This window comes from Arthrobacter sp. HS15c, assembly GCF_040812005.1.
Taxonomy (GTDB): domain Bacteria; phylum Actinomycetota; class Actinomycetes; order Actinomycetales; family Micrococcaceae; genus Arthrobacter.
Genome location: NZ_JBFOHM010000006.1, coordinates 68,675 through 92,753 on the forward strand (window position 1 = coordinate 68,675; position 24,079 = coordinate 92,753).

Sequence of the window (24,079 nt, forward strand, 5' to 3'; positions counted from 1 at the left end):
CCACAAAGGTGGGGAACCGCGGACAGGCCCCGGACCAGTCGGAGCAGAGCCTTTAGTTGGCCTTTACGGCCAACACCGGACAGTCCGCCTCCAGCAGGATGCGCTGGGACACGCTGCCCATGATCAGCTTGCCCACCGGGGTCCGGCGGCGCAGCCCGATCACGATCAGTTCGGCGTTGTGCTCCTCGGCGGCATCCAGGACCTCCGCTGCCGCGTCATGGCCGCGGACCGGCTGTTTGATGACGTGCTTGATGCCCTGGGTGGCGAGGCGTTCCTCGATGCCTTGGATCTCAGGTTCCTGCGCGTACCGGTTGTCCACCAGCGCATCGCCCTTGGACGAGTTGATGACCAGCAGGGTGGTGTCGGTTTTCCTGGCCTCGGCGATGGCCTGGGTCAGGGCCGCTTCGCCCTCGGGGGTGGGGACGTATCCCACAACGATCGTCATGGCTGTTCCTCTTTTTCTGTATTTTGGTCTTTTTGCTGCGGGTGCGGAGGCGCTGGACTGGCTAGCCGTCCCCGTCCCCGTCGCCATCAGCGGTGGCATCGCCCCGTTGGCTGCCGTGGCTGACGCTGCCGCCGGCCTCCCGTGGTGCGGACGTGCCGGGTCCAGTCGGGGGTATCCCGGCCGGCACTGCAGCCGGCCGGTTCCGCCGGATCAGCTTGAACAGGAACGGCCAGAGCAGGATGAGCGCTATGAGGACGTAGACTCCGACGGCGATCGGCTCGCTCCACAGGCCGGCGGGGTCGCCGGCGCTGAGCTGCAGCGTCTTGCGAAGCTGGCCTTCGATCCTCGGCCCGAGGATCACGCCAAGGATGAGCGGAAGCACCGGAAGCCCGAAGCGGCGCATCATGAACCCAAGCGCACCCAGTACCAGCAGGAGGACCAGGTCGAATGCCTGCAGGTTCACCGAGTAGGCGCCGAGCGTGGCGAAGAACAGAATTCCCGCGTAGAGGTAGGGCCTGGGCAGTTGAAGGAGCTTGGCCCACAGCGGTGCCAGCGGCAGGTTGATGATCAGGAGCAGGAAGTTGCCGATGAAGAGGCTCGCGATCAGGGCCCATACCAGCGGCCCCTGGCTGGCGAACAGCTGCGGCCCCGGCTGGATGCCGTACGAGGTGAACGCTGCCAGCATCACGGCGGCCGTGGCGTTAGTGGGCAGGCCCAGGGCAAGGAGGGGTGTCATGGTGCCGGCGGCGGCAGCGTTGTTTGCTGCTTCCGGGCCGGCCACACCCTCAATGGCGCCGTGGCCGAACTCCTCGGGGTGCTTGCTGAGGCGTTTCTCAGTCACGTAGGAGAGGAACGTGGGAATCTCGGCCCCGCCGGCCGGAAGTGCGCCAAACGGGAATCCGAAAGCGGTTCCACGAAGCCAGGGTTTCCAGGACCGCTTCCAGTCCTGCTTGCCCATCCACGGACGGCCCACCGGAATGACCTGCAACGGGTTGCGGCGCAGGTGCGCGGCAACCCACAGTGCTTCGCCAACGGCGAAGATGGCCACGGCGACCACCACAATGTCCAAGCCGTCAGCCAGCAGGGGCTGGCCGAACGTGAGCCGTCGCTGGCCCGTCACGGAGTCGATGCCCACCAGGCCAATCGCCAGGCCGAGGCCCAGTGATGCAAAGCCCCTCAGCCGGGATGATCCAAGGACCGCGGTGACTGCCAGGAGGGCTAGCACCATGATGGCGAAGTAGCTGGGCGAGCCCAGGCTGACCGCAAACTTCACCACAATCGGAGCAAAGACTGCGAGCAGGGCGGTGCCGATGGTGCCGGCCACGAACGAGCCGATGGCCGCCGTCGCCAGGGCCTGGGCGGCCCTGCCGGCTTTCGCCATCTTGTTGCCTTCGATGGCTGTGACCACCGACGACGATTCACCGGGCGTATTAAGCAGGATGGAGGTGGTGGAGCCGCCGTACATGCCGCCGTAGTAGATGCCGGCGAACATAATGAAGGCGCTGGTGGGTTCCAGGACGTAGGTGACCGGGAGCAGCAAGGCAACGGTCATGGCCGGACCCAGGCCCGGGAGGACGCCGACGGCGGTGCCCAGGAGCACGCCGATCACGGCGTAGAGGAAATTCATGGGAGTCAGGGCGGTGGCGAAGCCGTCCATGAGGGAGGAGAAGACATCCATCAGAGAACCCCTTCCAGGAGGCCGGCAGGCAGGGGAATGCCGAGGCCCAGGTAGAAGCCGTAGAAGGTGAGCACGGACAGGGCCACGGAGATGATGCCGTCACGGATGTAGTGCCGGCTTCCCAAGGCCCATGCGCTGCCCCAGAAAAGGACAGTCCCGGAGATCACCCATCCTGCCCAGTCGATGAGCAGGATATTGGCGACGAAGGCTCCCACCAGCGGCAGAACGGTCTTCCAGTCGGCGGGGTGCGTGAGGTCCACGTCCTCGCCGCCTTCGGCTTCGCCCTGTCCGCCGCGCAGGACGTTGATGGCGAGCAGCACAGCGCAGACGATGAGCAGGCCGGCCACGAGATACGGCAGGGTCTTCGGTCCCACCGGATCCGACTTGGAGTACGGGGTGACCAGGGCAATGGCGTCCACGAGGACCAGGACGCCCACCGCTCCGAGCAGGAGGGCTACCCCCAGCTCGGAGCGGCCTTTGAGCCGTGAGGCCAAAGTTGGTGAAGAGCTCACGTCAGGCCAAGCTTCGTGAGGACGTCCGCCACCCGCTTGTCCTGCTCGCTCAGGAAGGTTTTGAACTTGTCGCCGGTGATGAAGGCGTCGGACCAGCTGTGGGTCTTCAGTGCTTCCTTCCAGGCGTCAGTGCCGTGCATCTTTTCGAGGGCGGCGATCAGCTTGGCCTTGTCGGCGTCGCTGATGCCCGGAGGGGCCACGATGCCCCGCCAGTTGGTGAACACCAGGTCGATGCCGGATTCCTTCAGCGTCGGGGCGTCCACCCCGTCGAGCCGCTTTTCGCCACTGGTGGCCAGGACGCGGACTTCGCCGGACTGGATCTGCTGGAGGTACTCGCCGGCGCCGGAGGCTGCGAAGCCCACCTTGTTCCCGAGGATGGCCGGGAGGAGGTCCCCGCCGCCGTCGTAGGACACGAAGTTCACCTTGGTGGCATCGATTCCGACGGCTCCGGCGAGCTGCATGGGCAGCAGGTGGTCCGGGCCGCCGGGGGAGGAACCGCCGCCCACGCTGATGGAGCCGGGGTCTGCCTTCCATGCGGTCACCAGATCATTGATGGTTTTGTACGGCGAATCCTTGTTGACCATGATGGCGCCGGGCTCTTCGATGAGCTTGGCGAGTGGGGTGGTGTCTGTCAGCTTGGACTCGGACTTGTTGGTGTAGCTCGCGCCCACCACGCCCAGGCCCATGAGCATGGTGAGGTCGCCGTTGCCCTTTTCGTTGACGATGCGGGCCAGGCCGACGGTTCCGCCTGCCCCTGCCAGGTTGAAGACCTCGGTGTTGGTGGCGACTTTCTCGTCGTCGAGAACTTTCGCGGCAACGCGGGCGGTGGTGTCGTAACCGCCGCCGGGGGTGTTGGGCACCATGATCTGAAGCCCGGTCACGGGGCCCGCGGCGGCGCCGGACGCGGTGCTGTCGGTGGAGCTTTTACCGGTGGCACCGCAGCCGGTGGCCATCAGGGCGATGCCGGCGGCGACGGCGGCGATTCGCAATGCGCGGATCTGGCGCATGGTGTTCCTCTTCTCATCAAAACTGATCAGCATGGCTGACTTGTAATCCCGATGCTAGGCCCGTGCGTGACGGGGGTCACTCTTGTGTACGCAGAGAACGTTAAGTTCATTGCGTTCACGATTCCGGACTGCCGCAGGCACTCTGCGGAGTGCATTGTTCAGGTAGCCTGACCTGCAGAGACCCGCCATTTTGCAGAAAGAACCACAGTGACTCGACGAAGAGGAATGTCCCTCGCGGGGCAGTACCTGGTTCTGCAGTTGCTGATCGTCCTCGCGGTCCTCGTTGCCGTGGTGGCCATCTCGCTGGCGCAGTCGGCCGCTGCCTTCGAACGGACCGAAGGCCGCCGGGCCCTGTCCGCCGCCGAAGCGCTCGCTGCCAACCCCACCGTCCGCGAACTGCTCCCCGCCGCGGAACCGCGGGCCGGGTCAGCCCTCCCCGCCGTTGCCGAATCAGTGCGTACGGTCTCCGGGTCCTCGAACGTAGCGCTCGCGAAGCTGGACCGCACGGTCATTGCTTCGTCCGATCCAGGCCTGCTGGGCCAGCGGTTGGAACTCGGCCCCAGCCGGGTGCTCGAAGGCAGGTCATGGACCGGCGTGTTGGGCGGCTCCGGTACTCAGGCGCTTTCCGCCCACGTCCCGGTTCTTGACGATGCCGGAAAAATAATCGGCATCGCGTCCATCAGCCGCGACTATCCGTCCACGCTTGAGCGGCTGGGGGACGCCGTGCCCAACCTCCTCACCTACCTGGGGGTGGCCAGCGTGCTGGGTGTGGCCGGGTCGCTGCTCCTTTCCCGCAGGGTGAAACGGCAGACCCTGGGCATGGAACCGAGCGAAATCACCGGGTTGGTGGAAAACCGCGAAGCCATGCTCCACGGCCTGAAGGAAGGCGTGGTGGGGCTGGACCCGCACGAGCGCATCACCGTCGCCAACGACAGTGCCCGCGCGCTGCTCGGCCTTCCCGCCGACTGCGTGGGCAAGAAGCTGCACAGCCTCCCCGTGGAGCCCGCCCTGAAGGAAGTCCTCACCCGCGAGCAGCCGGGACCGGACCGGCTGGTGCTCGTCGGTGACAGGCTCGTGGTGCTGAACCGTGTGCCCATCCAGTCGCGCGGCCGGGACATCGGATCCGTCACCACGCTGCGCGACCGCACTGAACTGTCCTCGCTCGAGCAGGAACTCGGCGCAACCCGCACGGCCACGGACACCCTCCGCGCCCAGGCCCACGAGTTCGCCAACCAGCTGCACGTGATCTCCGGCCTGATCCAGATCGGTGAATACGATTCGGTGGTGCAGTTTGTCAACGGCGCCACCCTGGACCGGACCCGGCTCAACGACGAAGTTACCAGCCGCATCCAGGACCCGGCGCTCGCCGCCCTCCTGATTGCCAAGTCCAGCCTGGCCACCGAACGCGGCGTGGCGCTGCAGCTTGACCCCGCATCCGGGCTGGCCCGCGTCGACGATGAGCTCTCACGCGACCTCACCACCGTCGTCGGGAACCTGGTGGACAACGCGTTCGACGCCGTCACCGGGCTTCCGGAGGCAACCGTCAGCGTGCTGGTGGAGGACACGGACGACGGCGTCACGCTCACCGTCCGTGATACCGGCCCCGGCGTCCCCGGCGGGGACATGGGGCAGATCTTCCGGCAAGGCTTCACCACCAAGGCTCCCGGCCCGGGCGGCAGCCGCGGCTTCGGCCTGGCGCTCTCCCGGGTGGTATGCCGGCGCAGCGGCGGCGACCTCACGGTGGCCAACGACAATGGGGCAGTTTTCACCGCGCACCTGAACCGGGCGCGCCCGAGAGGAACACAGCCATGATCAACGTCCTGATCGTCGACGACGACTTCATGGTGGCCAAGGTCCACGCGGGGTTCATCCAGCGCACACCCGGGTTCGCCGTCGTCGGGGTTGCCCACACCGGTGCGCAGGCGGTCACCGAAACGGCCCGCCTGATGCCGGACCTGGTCCTGCTGGACATCCACCTGCCGGACATCAACGGACTGGACCTGATGCACCAGCTGCGCGAGGTGGCCCCGGAGCTGGACGTGCTGGTGATCAGCGCTGCCCGTGAGGTGGATACCGTTCGCAAGGCCCTCCGCGGCGGAATTGTCCACTACCTCATCAAGCCTTTTTCGCAGACGGACCTGCAGGAACGCCTGGAGCACTACCGCAGCGCCTATCACGGCCTGGACTCATCCAAGGACGTGGCGGAGCAGTCGGACGTCAACAAGGTCTTCGGCCTGGACCGGACCGACCGGCCGCTGCCCAAGGGCTGCAGCGTCGAAACACTCAAGCTCGTGGAGGCCGCGCTGAAGGAGGCCGACGGCGACCTGTCCGCCAATGAAGTCGCCGTCCAGCTGGGCACGTCCCGGGTCAGTGCCCGCCGCTATCTCGAGTACCTCCACGATGAAGGCGTGCTGGACGTGCGGCTCAAGTACGGCGTCGGGCGTCCCGAGCGGCGGTATGTGCTGAAGGGCTGAGCGTTCCGCTAACCTTCGCCGCCGGTGGTCACGCCCGGCAGGAACTCCGAGGGGAGCTGCGCCACCGGGATGATCACCATGTCCTGGACCTTCCAGTCCATGCCGATGCACGCCTCGCGGGCGGACTCCAACTGCTCCATCGTGGGCATCCGGCCTGCGGCCGGGACCACAAACGATTCCACGTGGAACACGTGGCCTTCGTCGCGGATCCGCGACTGCGCCGTCCCCGTCCAGTCCAGGCTGCGGAGGTACTCGTCCAGCCGGTGCCCGAGCGGGTGCGGTTCGGCGTCGTCGTACGTCCTGGCCCGCTTGTCCATCAGGGCCGAGATGGCGGCCCGCGTGTTGCGGACGCCGTCATGCAGGATGCTGAACGAGATGACCAGGGCTGCGGCGTAGTCGGCCCACCACAGGCCAAGGCCGATGCCGGCAACGCCCACGGCGGCGGCGGCCGCAGTCATCCAGTCGGCCTTGTTCATGTCAGCATCGGCGTAGAGGACCTTGTCATGGAGCTTTTCGGCGAGCTTCATCTTGACCCGGCCGAGGAAAACCGGCGGGACCGCTGTGAGGATCATGGCGCCGATCATCATCCACCCCAGCCAGATGGTCTGGCCGAAGAAGTCGAAACCACCGATGGTCGGATGCTCGGCACTCAGCAGCCCGATCCCGGAATCCACGATCAGATAGGCGCCCATGACTGTTAGCGCCACGGCAGCCACCACGTGGGCGATACCCACCGCACGGTGGAATCCGTAAGGGTGCTCCTCGCTGGGCTTCTTGCGGATCACATGCGCTGCCACCAGGAAGGATATGGGCGGCAGGAAGGACAGGACGTCTTCCACCCACGCCGCCTTCATGGCCTGCGAGTTGCCCAGGACGGCAAAGACCAGGGCACTGGAGGCGGCCAGGAAGCCGATGGTGATCCACTCGAACTTCACCGCCTTGCGCAGGGCTTCCTTCTGCTCGTCGGGCAGTTCCGTGTGCCCGAAGCGCACGGGGGCGTCACCCTTGATGATGGTCATCGCTGCTCCTTCGCTTCCATCAGGAACCTGTCGAGCTCCAGGAGGAAGGCGTTCTCGCCCAGGGGCACCAGCATCACGTGTTTGTGGAGGGAGCCGCGGCTGTCGCGGGATTCCGCGTAGACCCGGGTCAGCCCGCCATGTTGGGCCCACGGTGTCTTGTCGTCCAGGCCGCCGATGACCAGGTCGAGTTCAGAGTGCTTGAGCTCCTCGGCCAGGACGTGTTCGGTGCCCGGCACCCATTCCACCTCCGCGCCGATCCTGGCGGCGAAGTCGCGGACCAGGTCCGCTTCGGTGCCCTGGACGTCCTCGCCGGCAAACTGCACCCACTCGCCGTTTTCGCTCGCACCCACGCGCAGGGTGCCGTCCGCCACGCGCTCCAGAGTGCCGGCAGGATCAGCGGGGTACGTTCCGCAGCCGGCCAGCGCAAGGACGGCGGCCAGCGCCAATGCCACCGGACTTCCAGGACTTCGCATTCGGGCTCCTCAGGTAGCTGTCGTGAACTCCATTAGACAGCCTACTTACCTTTTTGGGCCACTGCCGTGCACCGACGTGCGCGATTATCGGAGCAGGGTGTTCACCAGCCGGGCGGCAACCTTGGCGGTCCGGCCGTCAATGTCGAATCCGGGGTTCAGTTCGGCCACGTCCAGATGCAGGAGCTTCCCGCTGTCCGCCGCCTGCCGGCACACCGCACTGATCACCGGCAGGGGCACTCCGTAGGCGGCGGGCGCGCTCACGCCGGGAGCTGCCGACGCCGGCAGCACGTCCAGGTCGATGGTCAGGTACAGCACATCCACGCTGTCCAGGAACTGCGCGACGAAGGCCTGGGCACGCTCGGTGGTGCAGTCCTCGTCCAGCAGGTACTGGACACCCAGCCGTTCTGCCGTGTTGAAGAGTGCCCGGGTGTTGTTTGGCTCGGAAATCCCGACGACGGCGTACCGGAAGTCGCGCCCCGCGGCGGCTTCCGAGTGGGCCATCTGGAGAAACGGAGTGCCGGAGCTGGGGCGAGGTTCGTCGCGGAGGTCGAAGTGCGCATCCAGGTTCAGGATGCCCAGCCGCAGGCCGCCGCGCACGGCCTCGGAGCCGGCCGCCCCCAGGTAGCTTGCGTAGGCGGTCTCGTGTCCGCCGCCGAGCACCACGGTGAGCCTGCCGGCGTCGATCATGGCGGCAATGGCGTGTCCGGCACGGGCCTGTCCGGCCTCCATGGCGCTGTCCTGAACGACGATGTCCCCGGCATCTGACACGGAGCGGTCCAGGTGGAAGGCCAGCGGACCCAGGGCGGCCCGGATCGCCGCGGGCGCAAGGGCAGCGCCGGTCCGTCCCTTGTTGCGGCGGACCCCTTCGTCGCTGGCGAACCCCATAACGACGGCGGGGCGGGCCGGGGCGTCAGTCCCGGAACCGGACGGCGCGCCCGGGGTGTAGGGCGACACGGCCTGCCACCAGCGCCGGTGTTCGCCGCCGTCGCCGTCGAACCGTCCCGTCCAGGGCTGCGGGGGGACATCAACGGTGAGTGCGGGGAGGACCATGATTCAAGCTCACCGCATGCCTGCACCGAAAGCGAGCCGGACCGCCGTCGTGATGTCTGTAATTCCGGAATTCACTCGGACCGGACCGCCCGGCCGCGCCAAGGACGTTACATTCCCAGCGCGGCCTCGATCGGACCCACTGCGAAGAACAGCAGGAACGCGCCGGCCACGGCCCACATCAGGGGATGGACCTCCTTCACCCGGCCCTGGACTGTGCGGATGAGGACATAGCCGATGAAGCCGGCACCCAGGCCGTTGGCGATCGAGTACGTAAACGGCATCAGCGTGAACGTCAGGAAGGCCGGGATCGCGATGCCCCAGTCCTGCCAGTCGATCTTTCCCACCTGGGACACCATCATGAAGCCGACAACCACCAGCGCGGGAGCCACAGCTTCGAAGGGCACCAGGTTGATGAGCGGCGTGAAGAACATCGCCACCAGGAACAGCAGGCCGGTGACGATCGACGCGATGCCGGTCCGGGCGCCTTCGCCGATGCCGGCGCCGGCCTCGACAAAGATCTGGTTCGAGGACACCGAGGCGCCGCCGCCCACGATGGCGCCCAGGGCGTCCACCTGCAGCACGCGGTCGACGTCGGGAATGTTGCCGTGCTCGTCCACGGTTCCTGCCTCGTTGGCCAGGCCAACCATGGTGCCCATCGCGTCGAAGAAGATGCTGAGCAGGATCACAAAAGCCAGCAAGGTGGCGGCCACGAAACCCAGGTGCTCAAACGCGCCGAAGGGGTTGGCCTTGCCGATCAGGGAAAGGTCCGGTGCGGCCCAGCCGGAGAAGGCGGGGGCAACCAGGGACCAGCCCTGCGGATTGAACGGCTTGTCCGGGGCGACGCTCGGGCCGATGTGCAGCGTCACTTCCAGGATCACGGCGATGACGGTGGACGTGACGATGCCAATCAGGATGGCACCCTTCACCTTCCGCACCACCAGCGCGATGGTCAGGATCAGGCCAAACACAAACACTGCCGTGGGCCAGCCCAGGAGCTTGCCGTCGAAGCCCAGGCCCACGGGCACGGTGGTTCCCGCGGCATCGGGTATGCGGCGGACGAAGCCGGCATTCACCAGGCCGATCAGCGCGATGAACAGCCCGATGCCCACCACGATGGCGGTTTTCAGGTCCTCCGGAACGGCCTTGAACACGGCGGTCCGGAACCCGGTAAGGACCAGGATCAGCATCGTGACGCCGGAAAGCACCACCAGGCCCATCATGTCCGGCCAGGTCAGGCCCGGATTGGTGGCCACGGTAACGGCCACGAAGGCGTTGACGCCCAGGCCCGTGGCCAGTGCGAACGGGTGCCTGGCCCACGCCCCCATCAGGATGGTGAGGATGCCGGCCACAAACGCGGTCACCGCAGCAACAGCGGGGAACCCCAAGGAGTTGCCGCTGGAGTCGGGGCCGGACAGGATCAGGGGGTTCAGCACCACGATGTAGCTCATGGCGAAGAAGGTGGCGAACCCGCCGCGGATCTCGCGCGACAGGTTGGACCCCCGCTCGGTGAGCTTGAAGTACCGGTCCAGTGCAGAGCCTTGCTTAAGCATTAGTCCTCCGGGGGAGTCTGTGGGGATAGTTGAATCCTATGGGCCCTCCGGGCGGCGGTCCGGCAAATTCGCCTAGTCTGTAAGGAAGCCAACACAAGGGAGCAGTCCACGCATGCGTTCCATCCGCCGCCAGTTGCTGAGCGCTGTGCTCGGTTCGTTCGTTCTCGCCGCCGCCATGCTGGGCCTGGCCGGTCCGGCGTCCGCGCACGACGCCGCCGAATCCAGCAGCCCCGCCCAGGGTGCCACGGTCGCCGCACCGCCGGAAAAAGTTTCGGTCACCTTCAGCAACAAGCCCCTGGGTATCGGCTCGCAGTTCTCGGTGAAGGACGCATCGGGCACTGAATGGGCGGACGGCGCCGTCGAAATCGTGGACAACGTGGCATCCCAGAAACTCAAGGCCGGCGCGCCGGCCAGCGCGTACACGGTCAGCTGGCGCGTGGTCAGCTCGGATTCCCACCCCATTGAGGGGACGTTCGGGTTCACAGCAACAGCGGCGGCTGCCGGTGCGGCACCGGCTACGGGTTCGACGTCGTCCCCTGCCGTCCCGGGGATGGGCACCGCCCAGCCGGGCAGCACCGCGACCCCCGCGCCGGTCCCGGACGCGTCCCAGCCGTTCCCGTGGAGCCTGGTGGTCTTCGCAGCAGTGGCTGTGGGGCTCCTGGTGGCCATCGGTGTCCTCGCCAGGCGGCGCCTTGGTGCGGGCGGCGACGACGAGGGCGCCGCATAGGCGGGTAGCCGCCCGCGGATTGGTTGCCTGTGGGGCCGGTTAGGCGGGCAAGACGGCGGCGAAACTGCCGGTCATGCTGGTCGGGGCGTTCTCCGGGTGGACTTTCGCCGAGATCGCCTGCCCTACGGTTTTGGCCTGGCGCAGCACTTCCTTCGGCGATGGCGTGATCAGGTCGCCCACTCCCACCAGGTAGATGCCGATGGCCCGCATCGCGGCCACCAGGTTGCGGCCCACGGTGATGCCGAAATCGCTCAGCATGCGGCGCAGCTGGCTGTGCGCGCAGCGGGTGAGGACAATGTGGTCGGCCAGCAGGATGCCGGTGGGCGTGTGCACCTCCCACTGATGGGAGGAAGCCCCCTCAGCGCTGGACCCGTCGGCCGGAGGCCCGGGTACAGGGCGGACCATGGTCAACTGGACGGCGCGGGTGGTGTTGCGGACGTCCACCTGGTGGCTGGCCGCATAGTTGCGCAGGTGGCGGAGGATTTCATTGCGCTCCCGCAGCGAAACGGAGTCAGCGGCATCGCAGCGCTGCAGTGAAGCGGTATTTGCCGGCTGGCCGGCGCCCAGGATGTCGAGTCCGTCCACCACGATGGAGTGCACGCCCCTGCGCCGCAGCTCGGCGGCCACGGCCAGGCCCGAGAGGCCAGTGCCGATAATCACCGTGGTGGTCTGTTCGGTCCCGCCAGTCATAGGCATGCTTGACACTACAGTTTCCTCCTTCGAAGGTGTGGGCAAACGCAGGCATCCTCGCCGTGCTCTCGCTCCGTTACCCCCAAAGTCCGGTCGCAATAGCTGGCCCGGGATGTTCTGACACAGAGCATCGGCGGACCAGCAGTGCCTCGAAGACTACAGAACAAAAACGTCCATGGATAGCCCAACCGCAAACATTCTTCCCGCGTTGAATGCGCTTTCCGCCGGCAGCGAAACCGGGTGTGGATAACCTCGGGTTGCGCCCCTGCGCATGCTTGCTAAGAACCTGTGGAACGAGAATAGTGAGAAGTGGACGCGGGCTTTGATGATCCGGTGCGTGGCCTGTCCGGCGAGTGCACTGGGAATGGCCTGCTTCTGGCAGAATAGCCGCAACATCAGGCAGTATCGCGAGGAGGCGGCCCAATGGGCGCACATGAGATGCATCCGGACCCAAAGCGGGATGGCGGCGACAGTTCCACCGCCCCGCTGGGGATCGTGGTGGGCGTCGACGGATCGGATCACGGCCAGTGTGCCCTTGTCTGGGCGGCCCGCGAGGCTGAGCGCCGCCGCCGTCCGCTGCACATCGTCACCGCATACTCCGTGCCGATCTTTGCCGCCTCGGGGCTCGACGGCGGCTACGCCACCGTGGATGACTCGGTAATCCGCGAGGGGGCCGAGGCCATCGTCAAGCAGGCATTGGACAAGGTGTCCGGCTACACCATCGACGTGGATGCCTCAGTTGAGAACGGTGACGCCTCCGGTGTGCTCCTGGAGATGTCCGAGTCGGCCGAGCTGCTGGTGTTCGGCACCCGCGGGCGTGGCGGCTTTGTGGGCCGCCTCCTCGGGTCTGTGAGCAGCGCCCTTCCGGCCCACGCCAAGTGCCCCACCGTTACGGTCCCGCTGATCTGCTCCGACCGGCTGGGCGAGACCACAGAGGACAAACGGATCAAGGCCGAACAGGCCAGGTCCGGCCACCAGCCCGTGGAGAACGTTGTGGTGGTGGGCGTGGACGGTTCCGAGCAGGCACGGGTCGCGGTCCTGGAGGCCGCCTCCCAGGCCGAACGCCTCGGGGCAACATTGCGTGTGGTCTGCGCTGTGCCGCAGTACAGCGGCTCCCTCGCCTGGGTTCCGGCGCCGATGGACCGCAAAGCCCTCTTTGCCGACATCCGGGTCCAACTCGACGCCGGGATGGCCTGGCTCAAGAGCCACTTCCCGCATCTGCCGGTGGAATCCGAGCTGAAGGACGGCTCACCGGTGGACGTGCTCGTGGAGGCCAGCCGGCACGTGGAACTGATCGTGGTGGGCACCCGCGGACGCGGCGGGTTCACCGGGATGCTGCTCGGCTCAACGTCCGACGGCGTTCTGCACCACGCGAAGGGACCTGTCCTTGTTGTCCCGGACCGGGAGGATCCGCGGCTGGCGGACCGGGCAAGCTTCGGCCCCATCCTCGGGGCAGCCTGAGGCTCCTGGCACGTCCGGTCTGAGTCACCCTCCGAAGTCGCCCTCCCAAGTCCCAGTTTCAGCCGCAGGCCTCATGATCAGGAGGCATGGAAATGCCAGACACCGTTGGCCCGGTCCTGGGACTGGAGCACGTCCGCGCCGGCATGCTGCAGCTCGTGGGCGGCAAGGCTGCGAACCTGGGTGAGCTGCTCTCCGCCGGGCTGCCCGTACCGGAGGGCTTCTGCCTCACCACCGACGCCTACCTCCAGGCAACCGATGGGGAGGGCAGCCTCGCCGAAATCCATCAGGCGCTGACTGCCACGGCCGCGGGCGACCTGCCTGCCCTCGCCGCGTTGGCGGGACAGGCGCGGGACCTGGTCCGCGGCACACCGGTTCCCTCCGGCATAGCCGCCGCCATCGGGCAGGCCTATTCCGCCCTGGGCACTGATGTGCCGGTAGCGGTCAGGTCCTCGGCCACGGCCGAGGACCTTCCCTCCGCCAGCTTCGCCGGCCAGCAGGACACCTACCTGAACGTGGTGGGGACCGTCGCCGTCGTGGAAGCCGTCCGGAACTGCTGGGCCTCGCTCTGGACCGACCGTGCCGTCAGCTACCGCGCGGAGCTGGGGATCGACGCCTCCACCGTGGCGCTGGCCGTTGTGGTCCAGCGGATGGTGGACGCCGAAACGGCCGGAGTGATGTTCACCGCCAATCCATTAACCGGCCGGCGGCGGCAGGCCGTCATCGATGCCAGCCCCGGGCTCGGCGAAGCCGTGGTCTCCGGCTCAGTCAACCCGGACCACTTTGTGGTGGACCCCGACACCGGGCGGGTCATTGAGACTCGGCTCGGGGACAAACGCCTGGTGGTGCGGCCGCTGCAGGGCGGCGGAACCGAAACCCTGGATATGCCCGACGCCGGAACCGACGCCTGCCTGACGGACGGCCAGGCAGCCGAGCTTGCCCGGCTGGGCCTGCGTGTCGAGCGGCATTTCGGCTCGCCCCAGGACACCGAATGGGCCATCGATGCTGATGGCCGGCTATGGCTGACACAGTCCCGTCCCATCACCACCCTGTATCCACTGCCGGAGGGGAAACCGGCCCGGGAAGGCACCCGGGTCTACCTGTGCTTCAGCCTCGCCCAGGGCCTCACCCGCCCCATCACGCCAATGGGGCTGGCCTCTTTCAAACTCATAGGCTCCTCCGTGGCGCGGGCTGCCCGCTTTGACGTGCCGGAGCCCCGGAACGGCCCGTCACCGTTTGCGGAAATCGGCCAGCGCATCTACTTCGACCTGACCACCGTTGCCCGCAGCGAGGTCGGCCGCCGGATCGTTCCCCGCGTGTTTGACGTGATGGAGGCCCGCTCCGCCACGGTCCTGAGGCGCGTCTTCGAAGATCCCAGGTTTTCGGTGACGAACAAGACCCCCATCGGCCTGCTGCGGCACGTGGTTCCGGCGGCGGTACATGCCAGGGCCCCTGAGACCCTTCTCCGCGCCCTGTTCAGGCCGCAAGCGGCGCTTCGGCGGGTGAACCGGTTTGCGCGGGACTTCGGGAAGTCCCTGGAACTCGGGCCCGGCGCCACGCCGGCCGAGCGCCTCGACCACGCCGAATTTCTCCTGGGCAACCGCCTCTTCTCGATCGTGCCCGCCGTCCTTCCCCTCCCGGCGCTGGGATTCGGCATGCTGGCGCTCGCAGGGAAACTGCTCGGCGGCAAGAACCGCTGGGACGATCTTCAGCACGTGCTGCGGGGGCTGCCAAACAACGTGACCACCGAGATGGACCTGGAACTGTGGCGGCTCGCCACGGTGATCAGGGACGACGGCGGATCGTCCAGTGCGGTCAGGAACCAGGCACCGGCCGCGCTGGCCCGGCAATTCAATGCCGGGGAACTGCCTGCTGTGCTGCAGGCCGGCCTGGCCCGCTTTATGGACAGGTACGGCCAGCGGGCCGTTGCTGAAATCGACGTCGGCATGCCGCGCTGGTCCGATGATCCCACCCATATCCTGGGCGTGCTGGCCAACTACCTCCGGCTGGAGGACTCCAGGCTTGCTCCGGACGTGCAGTTCAACACTGCCACCGAGCAGGCCGAGGAAACCGTGGTGCGCCTTGTGGCGGAAGCCCGGCGCCGCGGCCGGATCCGAGGTGCCCTGGTGCGGGCGGCGCTGCGGCGGGCCAGGCTTTTCGCCGGGCTGCGTGAAATGCCCAAGTACCAGATCGTGGTGGGTCTCGCCGAGGTGCGCCGGCAGCTGCAGCAGGTCGGAGCCGCGCTGGCCGAGGCCGGAACCATCGCGGATCCGGACGACGTCTTCTTCCTCGACTTCAGCGAAGCACGGCAGGGCCTCACCGGAAGCACGTCCGCGGACCTTTGCAGCCTCGTTGACCGGCGGAGGGAAGCGTACGCCCGTGAACTCGAACGACGCCACGTGCCGCGGCTCCTTCTCTCGGACGGAACTGAACCCGAAGCGGTGCCATCCGGCGTCGCCGGCGCGGCACCCCTGGTGCCCGGCACGCTCAGCGGCAGCCCGGCGTCGGCCGGTATTGTCAGCGCCAACGCGCGGGTCATCCTGGACCCGGTGGGAGCGCACCTGGAACCGGGGGAGATCCTGGTGGCGCCGTCCACGGACCCCGGCTGGACACCGCTGTTCCTGACGGCGGGCGGCCTGGTCATGGAGATGGGCGGCCCCAATTCGCACGGTGCCGTGGTGGCGCGGGAGTACGGTATCCCGGCCGTGGTGGGCGTCCCGGACGCCACGGTCTTGCTGTCCAGCGGGCAACGGATCACGGTGGACGGCGCCGCCGGAACCGTGGTGCCCGGGTAGTGGCTGAACCCAAAAACGGGTAGTGTCCGGGGCTCGTCCCAGGCGTAACCTGAACGTATGGGCTCCAAGGATGGAGTGTGGGTGGCATGAGCCGCGCATGGTTGCGGTGGATGCCGGCGGCTGCAGTACCAGCCGTGATCGCCGCCGGGGTGCTGGCGGGATCCATCCCGGCGCGCGCCGGCGACCCGCTGCCCGTAAAGACGCCGGCGCAGGTGCTCGTCCTGCTTGGTGGACACACCATTACCACTCTCTCCGGAACCGTGGAGCAAACCTCCGAGCTGGGCTTGCCGGAACTACCTTCCACTGCCCCGTCCTCCGGTCCTGCGTCGGCCGGTGGAGCGGCCTCGATCGCCGATCTCCTGACCGGCCAGCACACGGCACGGGTATTTATTGACGGTCCGTCGAATGTCCGGGTTCAAGTGGTGGACCGTCTCGCTGAACGCGACGTCATCCGCCGGGGCAGCGAGATCTGGTTCTACAGCTCCAGGGACAATTCGGCCGCGCACCTGACCCTTCCGTCGTTCGCCCGGGACCTGCCGCTGGCTGAACCGCCGAAAGCCCCCATGCCGCCGGTCCCGGCACCAGCCCCGACGCCAGGGCTACCAAAGCCGGAACGCCCTGCGCCTGACCTGCCATTACCGCCGGTCCCGGCACCGGATATGCCGCTACCAGTGCCGGTGCCAATGCCGGAATATTCCATTCCGACGCCGGAGGACATCGCAGCCAGGCTGCTGGCCGCCGTGGACAGCTCAACCCAGGTCACCGTGGGCCCCGACGTGGAAGTCGCGGGCAGGGCGGCCTACAACCTGCTGCTGGAGCCCCGCACGCAGGGGACCCTCGTGGGACGGGTGGCTATCGCCGTCGACGGCGAAACGGGACTGCCGTTGCGCGTCACGGTGACGGCCCGTGACCAGGCGGAGCCTGCCTTCCAGGTCGGATTCACCAGCCTCTCCCTTGCGAAGCCCGACGATTCGCTGTTCACCTTCGCCCCGCCGCCCGGTGCCACCGTCAAGGAACTGCAGCTGCCGTTGCCCGGTGCCCGGCCCTGGCCGATCACGTCGGGCTTCCCGGGATCCCCCGGCATGATCGTCACTCCGGATGCAGCCGCCGCGGAGGTCCACTCGGGGACCGGCCGCTCGCAGATGCGTTCGATGGCCCGGCCCACCGTGACGGGAACCGGCTGGGAAACCGTGATCGGGTTCCCCGCGGCACCGGCCGGACAAGGATCCATGCTGAGTGAATCCCTCCTGAAGGATCCGTTCCTTGCCCAGGCCGCCGTCGTCGTTCCCGGTGGACGGCTCCTGTCCACCACACTGCTCAACGTGCTGATCACCGACGACGGACGGATCTTCGTCGGCATGGTTCCGGCGGAGCGGCTGCAGGCCGCAGCGGGCGCCGTGGCCAAGTGACCGCCGCTGTGGGCAAAAACGCATCAGGGACAGGGGCCACCGGGCTGACCATCGAAACGCAGGGCCTGACCAAGCGGTTCGGCCATCAGGTCGCCGTAGACGGCGTCAACCTGGCAGTGCCGCACGGCTCCGTGTTCGGATTCCTGGGCCCCAACGGGTCAGGAAAAACCACCACGATCCGCATGATGCTGGGCCTGGCCGCGGCGTCGTCGGGCACCGTCAGCGTCCTCGGGCTGGACATGCCGAACCGGCTCCATGAGGTCCTTCCCCGTGTGGGTGCCCTCGTGGAGGGGCCGGCCTTTTACCCTTTTCTGTCCGGCGCTGCCAACCTGCACCGGCTGGACGCCGCGAGCCGGAATGCGCGCCCGGCCACGCGACGGACCCGGGTGGGTGAGGCGCTGGAGCGGGTGGGGCTTTCGCATGCTGCCGGCAAGCGGGTCCATGCTTATTCGCTGGGCATGAAGCAGCGGCTGGGGATCGCAAATGCCCTGCTGTCCCCCCGCGAACTCCTGGTTCTGGACGAGCCCACCAACGGGCTGGATCCGCAGGGGACCCGGGAAGTGCGGAACCTGGTGCGTTCGCTGGCCGCCGACGGCGCCACGGTGTTCGTCTCCAGCCACCTGCTGGCTGAGGTGGAACAGATATGCACGCATGCTGCCATCATGAGCACCGGCCGGCTCGTGGCCCAGGGCCCGCTCCCGGAACTCCGGCAGGCCGGTGAGGCCCGGATCCGCCTGTTAACGCCCGACGCCGGCACCGCCTTTGCCGTCCTGGCGCGGCTGGGGATGACTCCCGTGGCCGGCAGCCCCGAAACCGACGGGGTGGTCACCGCCACCTTGGGGACCGGCGGGGACCCGGGCGCTGTGGCAGGGCACGGTGCTGGGGCAGTGGATGGGTCCGTTGCGCCGGAGGAGATCGTTGCCCGGCTGGTGGAAGCCGGAGTGCGCGTCCGCGGATTTACGGTTGAACGCGAAAGCCTCGAGGACCGCTTCGTGGCGCTCACGGGGGAGGGGTTCGACGTTGCCCAGTAGCGTGCCGGGCGAACTGCCCAACAGGTTTCCGCAGGGCGGGTCCGGTGCCCAGTCCAGGGACGTCTCCACGAACGTCCGTGCGAGGGACCGCGCGGCGTCCAGCATCCCGCTCCTGGGTTCTGAACTGAGCGTCCTGTTCAGGCGCCGGCGGACCTGGGCCATGCTCCTGGCGCTGGCCGCTATACCGGTGCTGATCGCCGTCGCGGTCCGGCTCTCGTCCAGCGTCCCGGCGGGCCGCGGACCGGCCTTCCTGGACCGGATCTCACAGAACGGGCTCTTTGTGGCGGTTACCGCGATGCTGGTGTCTGTTCCGCTGTTCCTTCCCCTGACCATCGGGGTTGTTGCCGGCGACACCATCGCAGGGGAGGCCAGCCTGGGCACCCTGCGGTACCTGCTGGTGGCACCGGCCGGCCGTGTCCGGCTGCTGCTGGTCAAATACGCCGGCGCATTGGCTTTTTGTGTGGCGGCGCCCGTTATGGTTGCACTGGCAGGGGCGGCCATCGGTGCGTCGCTGTTTCCCGTCGGGCCGGTCACCCTGCTGTCCGGGGACGTGGTCCAGCCGCCGGAGGCTGCCGTGCGGCTGGTGCTGATCGCGGCGTATCTGGCGGTGTCGCTGGCCGGGCTTTCGGCGATCGGGCTTTTCCTGTCCACCCTGACGGTTGTTCCGGTGGGCGCCATGGCCGCCACGGTGGTGCTGTCCGTGGTCTCGCAGGTCCTGGACCAGCTGCCCCAGCTGGAATGGCTGCATCCGTGGCTGTTCAGCCATTACTGGCTGGGATTCGGGGATCTCCTCCGCCAGCCGGTGTTGTGGGATTCCTTCGCCAGCAACGCACTGCTCCAGACGGGCTACATGGCCGTGTTCGGGGCGCTCGCCTACGGCAGGTTCGTCACCAAGGACGTCCTGTCCTGACGCTGTGCCCCGGCGGTGGCGTCAGTACCGGGCAGCGTACGGATGGAGCTGCATGCCGGCCATGCTGCTCAGCGACGTGACGCCGATGCCTTCGTCCGGGTTAAGCGCCTGTACCACCTGGCCGTTCCCGAGGTAGATGGCAACGTGGTAGAAGTTCGGCGCCGAGCCCCACACGAGCAGGTCGCCCCGCCGGGCCTGCGAGATGGGGACATGGACCGGTGCCGACGCGTACTGCTGCGAGGCGGTGCGCGGGAGATATTTGCCGGCGGCGGCGAAGGAAGTCTGGACCAGCCCCGAGCAGTCAAAGCCATTCGGGCCGGTGCCGCCCCACTGGTAGTAGTACGGTGCGCCGACTTTGGTCATTGCCACCGAGATGGCCGTCTCGTTGGAGCCGCCCGGTGCCGGTGACGGTGCGGGGGCCGGAGCTGGTGCTGGAGCCGGTGCGGGCGCGGGTGCGGGTGCGGGCGCTGGTGCTGGAGCGGGCGCGGGTGCTGGTGCCGGTGCGGGGGCGGGCGCGGGTGCCGGTGCCGGTGCGGGCGCAGGAGCTGGGGCAGGTGCTGGTGCCGCCGGTGCAAGCGGTGTGTTGCCTCCGGCAGCCTGGTCCGCCACAGCCTGGTCGGCTGCCGCCCGGTCTGCGGCGGCGGTCATGGCAGCAAGCCGTGCCTCCTCGCGCTGCCGGTCCAAGGCGTCAACGCGCGCCGTTTCGAGGGCGACCGTGGTGTTCCGCAGCTGTGCGAGCTGTTCAACCAGGACCGTCCGCTGCCCCGCAGCCTCAGCCACTGCCTTGGCCTGTGCGGCATTGGCCTGTTCGGCCTCGGTCTTGCGGGCTTCGGCGTTCCTGGCTGCATCGTCTGCTGCCCGGTTGGCGTCCTGGGCCGCTTCTGTCAGGGACGTTGCCGCCGTTGCGGCGTTCGCAGCGGATTCGAAGGCGCGGCTCCGGCTTGCCGAGATGGCTTCAAGCGTGGCCGCCTGTCCCAGCACGTCCCCGCCGCCCGTGACGAAAGTGGTCAGGGCAGGGTTCATGCCGCCATTGCGGTAGAGGTCTCCGGCCAGCTGCCCCACCTGCCGGCGCGTCCTGTCCTGCTCCAGCCCGGCAACTTCTGCCCGCGCCGTGGCAACTGTAGCGGCCGCCTGCCGTGCCTGAAGCTCAACGAGCGCCTCGCTGTACGTGTTGTTTGCCTGCATTGCCAGCGCGAACGTGGCCTCCTGGGCGCGCGCTGCGTCCGCAAGGAGCCGTTCGATGGCGGTGACCTGGTCCGCCGTCGCGCTTTCACTTGCCTTGGCCGCGGCAATGTCTTCGGGGGACGGGATCTCCGGGGCAGCCGGAATGGTGATTGCAGGCACCGCAGCAGCCGGGGCCAATGGCGTCGGCGCAGCCTGGGCCTGCAGCGGGATGCTGCCAAGAAGTATGACGGCGAGTCCCAGTTGGGCGGCCCAACGGCAGGGTCCGGTCAAAGCCATTCGTAGAACCTCGCAGCATCTTTGGGCTGGGGAGCGAGGTCTGATTGGTCGGCACTTAGTGCCCCTCTGCCGATCACCCAGCATTCAGAGGCTACGGGACCCCATGCACTTTGGCAACACTGGTCACATCAATAACATAAACAACAAGAGGGCCGATGGAGTGTATTTCCGCGGGGTGTGTCGCTGACGTTCGGGGGCTACGCGTGCTGCTGTGACTCGTGCTCTGAGTGGCTGGCAGGTTCAAGCTGGAACGTGCAATGGTCCGTATCGAAGTGGGACCCGAGGCAGGCCGTCAGTTTGTCCAGGAGCTGGTCCGCGCCCCGGGCGTTGAGGACCCCGTCCTCCACCACCACATGTGCGGAAAAGACGGGCACTCCCGAGGTGATGGTCCAGATGTGGATGTCGTGGACGTCGGTGACGCCTTCGACCGAGAGGATGTGTTCGCGGATCATCTTCACCTCGACGCCCTTAGGGGTTGCCTCGAGCAGGACATCCACCACGTCCCGCAGCAGGCTCCACGCCCTCGGCAGGATCATCAGGGCGATCACCACTGAGGCGATGGTGTCCGCGGCCTGGTAGCCGGTGATCAGGATGACCACGGCAGCAGCGATGACCGCGACGGACCCCAGCAGGTCCCCAAGCACCTCGAGGTAGGCCCCGCGGACGTTCAGGCTTTCCTCATGCGCCCCCCGAAGGATCAGCAAGGACACCACGTTGGCCACCAAGCCCAGGATGGCAGCGAAGAGCATGATGCCGGTCTGGACCTCGGGGGTGGAGCCGATGCGCCGGATGGCTTCCGAGAAGATGACCACGGAAATCACAATCAGGATCAGCGCGTTTGCCAGCGCCGCCAGGACTTCGGCGCGCTGGTAGCCATAGGTCCGTTGGTCGCTGGCGGGCCGTCCGGCGATCCAGGCTGCCAGCAGGGCGATGATCACGCCTGCCGCATCAGAGAGCATGTGGCCAGCGTCGGCGAGCAATGCCAGCGATCCGGACAGAGCGGCGCCCACCACCTGGACCACGACAACAGCCAACGTGATGGCCAGGACAGCGAGAAGCCTCTTGCGGTGCCGGCCGGTAGCCGTCATCCCGTGCGAATGGTGGTGGTCGTGTCCCATGCCTACAAGGCTAGTCCCAGGGGAAGCCGAAACCAGGGAGCGCTAATCCCAGCCGAGCTCGTGCAGGCGCTCGTCGTCGATGCCGAAGTGGTGGGCAATCTCGTGGATGACGGTCACCGCCACCTCCTCGACGACGTCCTCGCGGGTCTCGCAGATGTCCAGGATGGGTTGGCGGAAGATGGTGATCCTGTCCGGCAGGGACCCCGCGTCCCACCACGAGTCCCGCTCCGTCAGGGGGACTCCCTCATACAGCCCCAGCAGGACCGTGTCCGGATCGTCGCCGGGCCCGGGAATGTAGTCGTCGTCGATGAACACCGCCACATTGTCCATGGCCCGGGCGATCTTGGCCGGGATCCGGTTCAGGGCGTCGCTGACGGCGGATTCGAACTCGTCGTCGGACATCGAGAACGGAGGGGTCTCCTGCGGACCGTCCGGGATGATGGGAAGTCCGGGCGGTAGGTGTGCGGGCATACCCTGACTCTAGCGGGAAACCCCGTCAGGCGGCGTTGCGCAGGGGGCGGGACCGGCGCCTTGTGAGGCCCACTCCCACCAGGCAGACCGCGCCTCCCACCAAGCCCCAGACGGTGGGGATCTCGCTGAGCAGCAGCCACGAGATCAGGATGGTGGTGCCTGGCACCAGGTAGGTGGTGGCGGCCAGCTTGCCGGCATCAATCAGGGACAGAGCGTATGCCCAGGTGGTGAAGGCGATGGCGGTGGGGAAGATGCCCAGGTACACCAGGCCCAATGTGGCCGGCAGCGGTGCTGACTGCAGCTCGGACACCAGTTGGCCGCTGAACGGAAGGCAGCACACTGCCCCCACCATGATGCCGAACCAGGTGGCCTGGCCCGCGGGGAATTTCCGCAGTACCGGCTTCTGGATGATGACGCTGACGGCGGCGAGCACAGCGGCAAGGAGGCAGAGCAGCACGCCCGCCACATCCGCCGTCGAACGTTCCCCGGAACCTGAGCCGGAGCCGAGCGCGATCATAGCCACCCCGCCGAACGCCACGAGGCTGCCGATGATCAGCCACCGGGGGAAGCCCTCCTTCAGGAAGAATCCGGCCATGATGGCAACCAGGATGGGATTGACGTTGATCAGCAGGGCGGCGGTCCCGGCATCCAGCAGGTGTTCCGCCGCATTGAGGGCCACGTTGTAGCCGCCGAACCACATCACGCCGTACCCCAGGATGGGCCACCATTCCCTGCCCCGCGGAAGCACTTTGCTTTTAGCCAGTTGCGGCACCACCAGTGCGCCGAGCACGACGGCGGCAACGGCCAGCCGGCCCAGCGTCAGGGAGCCGGGGGAAAAAGTAGGTCCGATCGCCCGGATGCCCACAAACGCCGACGCCCAGAGCACCACGGTCACCACCACGGCCGCGACGCCGAGCGCCTTCACGCGGTTCGGGAGCGCGGGCGGTGCCGTCGATGTAGCGGAGTTCGTGGGGGAGGTGGTTGCCATGCTGCTAATCTAGCCCCGCTCGGGCACTGGCGGCTGGCGGAAATCGGCCACGTCTAGTCGAGTTCCTGCCAATAGTCCGGGCGTGGACAGTGAAGGGAAATGCACAGCCTCGGTTAGGATGCGTGCCATGGTCTCAGCCACAATTTCATCGCCTGACACTGCCAAACGAATCCGCCTGGTCATCTGGATCCTGCTGGCCGTCATCGTGGTGGGCGGAGCGGCCTGGTACGCGGTGCTCACGTCCAACAAACCTGCGCAGGACCCGCCGGTGGCAGGCAGCGAACAGCTTGTCCGGACAGACAGCCACAGGCTCACCGCACCCTCTGTGGAAAAGGCGCAGCTCGTGGAGTTCCTCGACTTCGAATGCGAGGCGTGCCGCTCCATCCACCCCTTCGTCGAAGAGCTCAAGCAGGAGTTCGGCGACCGGATCACCTTCGTCAACCGCTACTTCCCGCTGTCGTCGCACCCGAACTCCGGACAGGCAGCCCTGGCTGTTGAAGCCGCGGCACAGCAGGGAAAGTTCGAAGCGATGCAGGCCAGGCTGTTTGAAACCCAGGACCAGTGGCACGGCAAGGCCGAATCGCAAGCGCCCCTGTTTCGGACTTTCGCCGGGGAACTAGGGCTGGATCTCGCGGCGTTCGATGCCGCCGTCGCGGACGACAAAACCAAGGAACGCATCCGGGCTGACATCACGGACGGAACTGCCCTGGGCGTGACCGGCACCCCGACGTTTTTCCTCAACGGTGAAAAGCTCACCCTCAGCACCAAGCAGGAGTTCCGGCAGACACTTGCCGACGCCGTGAAGTAGCCCCT

At 67.4% G+C, this 24,079-nt stretch carries 22 protein-coding genes; 9 read left to right on the forward strand and 13 right to left on the reverse strand.

Features of this window, described 5'->3' with window-relative positions:
- Positions 1-52 precede the first annotated feature (52 nt).
- From ABV518_RS11170 to ABV518_RS11185, 4 genes are all read right to left on the reverse strand, one after another.
- Complete coding sequence (locus ABV518_RS11170; protein WP_310167797.1) at positions 53-445, reverse strand: universal stress protein; 393 nt, start codon at positions 443-445, stop codon at positions 53-55.
- A gap of 61 nt (positions 446-506) precedes the next feature.
- A complete protein-coding gene (locus ABV518_RS11175) occupies positions 507-2,123 on the reverse strand; it encodes a tripartite tricarboxylate transporter permease (protein ID WP_367767156.1) in 1,617 nt (538 codons plus the stop codon).
- The gene (locus ABV518_RS11180) at positions 2,123-2,635 is read right to left on the reverse strand and encodes a tripartite tricarboxylate transporter TctB family protein (RefSeq protein ID WP_367767157.1); all 513 of its coding nucleotides are present in this window, start codon (positions 2,633-2,635) and stop codon (positions 2,123-2,125) included. Before ABV518_RS11180 ends, ABV518_RS11175 begins: the two co-directional genes overlap by 1 nt.
- Positions 2,632-3,642: a Bug family tripartite tricarboxylate transporter substrate binding protein gene (locus tag ABV518_RS11185; protein WP_367767158.1), complete on the reverse strand. Its 1,011-nt coding sequence runs from the start codon at positions 3,640-3,642 to the stop codon at positions 2,632-2,634. Before ABV518_RS11185 ends, ABV518_RS11180 begins: the two co-directional genes overlap by 4 nt.
- 225 nt (positions 3,643-3,867) lie before the next feature.
- On the opposite strand from ABV518_RS11185, the gene ABV518_RS11190 reads away from it, so the two are divergent.
- Both ABV518_RS11190 and ABV518_RS11195 read left to right on the forward strand, forming a co-directional pair.
- Complete coding sequence (locus ABV518_RS11190) at positions 3,868-5,454, forward strand: ATP-binding protein (protein ID WP_367767411.1); 1,587 nt, start codon at positions 3,868-3,870, stop codon at positions 5,452-5,454.
- Entirely contained in the window at positions 5,451-6,116 is a 666-nt protein-coding gene (locus ABV518_RS11195; protein ID WP_367767160.1) for a response regulator, read from the forward strand. Before ABV518_RS11190 ends, ABV518_RS11195 begins: the two co-directional genes overlap by 4 nt.
- Positions 6,117-6,124: 8 nt before the next feature.
- Here ABV518_RS11195 and ABV518_RS11200 read toward each other — a convergent pair whose 3' ends face one another.
- The 4 genes from ABV518_RS11200 to ABV518_RS11215 all read right to left on the reverse strand — a co-directional run bounded on the left by ABV518_RS11200 (position 6,125) and on the right by ABV518_RS11215 (position 10,208).
- Entirely contained in the window at positions 6,125-7,135 is a 1,011-nt protein-coding gene (locus tag ABV518_RS11200; protein ID WP_367767161.1) for a cation transporter, read from the reverse strand.
- Positions 7,132-7,608: an ABC transporter substrate-binding protein gene (locus tag ABV518_RS11205; RefSeq protein ID WP_367767162.1), complete on the reverse strand. Its 477-nt coding sequence runs from the start codon at positions 7,606-7,608 to the stop codon at positions 7,132-7,134. The genes ABV518_RS11200 and ABV518_RS11205 overlap by 4 nt, the downstream gene beginning before the upstream one ends.
- An 84-nt stretch (positions 7,609-7,692) precedes the next feature.
- Positions 7,693-8,658 carry a formimidoylglutamase gene (gene hutG / locus ABV518_RS11210; RefSeq protein ID WP_367767163.1) on the reverse strand — a complete coding sequence of 322 codons (966 nt, stop codon included), beginning with the start codon at positions 8,656-8,658 and terminating at the stop codon, positions 7,693-7,695.
- Between the two features lie 107 nt (positions 8,659-8,765).
- Positions 8,766-10,208 carry an NCS2 family permease gene (locus tag ABV518_RS11215; protein ID WP_367767164.1) on the reverse strand — a complete coding sequence of 481 codons (1,443 nt, stop codon included), beginning with the start codon at positions 10,206-10,208 and terminating at the stop codon, positions 8,766-8,768.
- Between the two features lie 112 nt (positions 10,209-10,320).
- On the opposite strand from ABV518_RS11215, the gene ABV518_RS11220 reads away from it, so the two are divergent.
- A complete protein-coding gene (locus ABV518_RS11220; RefSeq protein WP_367767165.1) occupies positions 10,321-10,935 on the forward strand; it encodes a copper resistance protein CopC in 615 nt (204 codons plus the stop codon).
- Between the two features lie 39 nt (positions 10,936-10,974).
- Here the strand turns inward: ABV518_RS11220 and ABV518_RS11225 are convergent, their stop codons facing one another.
- The gene (locus ABV518_RS11225) at positions 10,975-11,631 is read right to left on the reverse strand and encodes an NAD(P)-binding protein (RefSeq protein ID WP_367767412.1); all 657 of its coding nucleotides are present in this window, start codon (positions 11,629-11,631) and stop codon (positions 10,975-10,977) included.
- A gap of 417 nt (positions 11,632-12,048) precedes the next feature.
- Between ABV518_RS11225 and ABV518_RS11230 the strand changes: the two genes are divergently transcribed.
- From ABV518_RS11230 to ABV518_RS11250, 5 genes are all read left to right on the forward strand, one after another.
- The gene (locus ABV518_RS11230; RefSeq protein ID WP_367767166.1) at positions 12,049-13,086 is read left to right on the forward strand and encodes a universal stress protein; all 1,038 of its coding nucleotides are present in this window, start codon (positions 12,049-12,051) and stop codon (positions 13,084-13,086) included.
- Positions 13,087-13,178: 92 nt separating this feature from the next.
- Entirely contained in the window at positions 13,179-15,878 is a 2,700-nt protein-coding gene (locus ABV518_RS11235) for a PEP/pyruvate-binding domain-containing protein (protein WP_367767167.1), read from the forward strand.
- 86 nt (positions 15,879-15,964) lie between these two features.
- The gene (locus ABV518_RS11240) at positions 15,965-17,287 is read left to right on the forward strand and encodes an outer membrane lipoprotein carrier protein LolA (protein ID WP_367767168.1); all 1,323 of its coding nucleotides are present in this window, start codon (positions 15,965-15,967) and stop codon (positions 17,285-17,287) included.
- Positions 17,284-18,318 carry an ABC transporter ATP-binding protein gene (locus tag ABV518_RS11245; protein ID WP_367767169.1) on the forward strand — a complete coding sequence of 345 codons (1,035 nt, stop codon included), beginning with the start codon at positions 17,284-17,286 and terminating at the stop codon, positions 18,316-18,318. The genes ABV518_RS11240 and ABV518_RS11245 overlap by 4 nt, the downstream gene beginning before the upstream one ends.
- A gap of 103 nt (positions 18,319-18,421) precedes the next feature.
- Positions 18,422-19,228 carry an ABC transporter permease gene (locus ABV518_RS11250; RefSeq protein WP_367767413.1) on the forward strand — a complete coding sequence of 269 codons (807 nt, stop codon included), beginning with the start codon at positions 18,422-18,424 and terminating at the stop codon, positions 19,226-19,228.
- 21 nt (positions 19,229-19,249) lie between these two features.
- On the opposite strand, the gene ABV518_RS11255 is transcribed toward ABV518_RS11250, so the two are convergent.
- From ABV518_RS11255 to ABV518_RS11270, 4 genes are all read right to left on the reverse strand, one after another.
- Complete coding sequence (locus ABV518_RS11255; RefSeq protein ID WP_367767171.1) at positions 19,250-20,689, reverse strand: C40 family peptidase; 1,440 nt, start codon at positions 20,687-20,689, stop codon at positions 19,250-19,252.
- A gap of 197 nt (positions 20,690-20,886) precedes the next feature.
- Complete coding sequence (locus tag ABV518_RS11260; RefSeq protein WP_367767172.1) at positions 20,887-21,807, reverse strand: cation diffusion facilitator family transporter; 921 nt, start codon at positions 21,805-21,807, stop codon at positions 20,887-20,889.
- Between the two features lie 42 nt (positions 21,808-21,849).
- On the reverse strand, positions 21,850-22,278 hold the full coding sequence (locus ABV518_RS11265; RefSeq protein ID WP_131133393.1) for a metallopeptidase family protein: 429 nt from the start codon (positions 22,276-22,278) through the stop codon (positions 21,850-21,852).
- Between the two features lie 25 nt (positions 22,279-22,303).
- The gene (locus tag ABV518_RS11270; protein ID WP_367767174.1) at positions 22,304-23,266 is read right to left on the reverse strand and encodes a DMT family transporter; all 963 of its coding nucleotides are present in this window, start codon (positions 23,264-23,266) and stop codon (positions 22,304-22,306) included.
- A 127-nt stretch (positions 23,267-23,393) separates the two neighbouring features.
- Between ABV518_RS11270 and ABV518_RS11275 the strand changes: the two genes are divergently transcribed.
- Positions 23,394-24,074, forward strand: coding sequence for a DsbA family protein (locus ABV518_RS11275; RefSeq protein ID WP_367767176.1), 681 nt, complete (start codon positions 23,394-23,396; stop codon positions 24,072-24,074).
- Positions 24,075-24,079 lie beyond the last annotated feature (5 nt).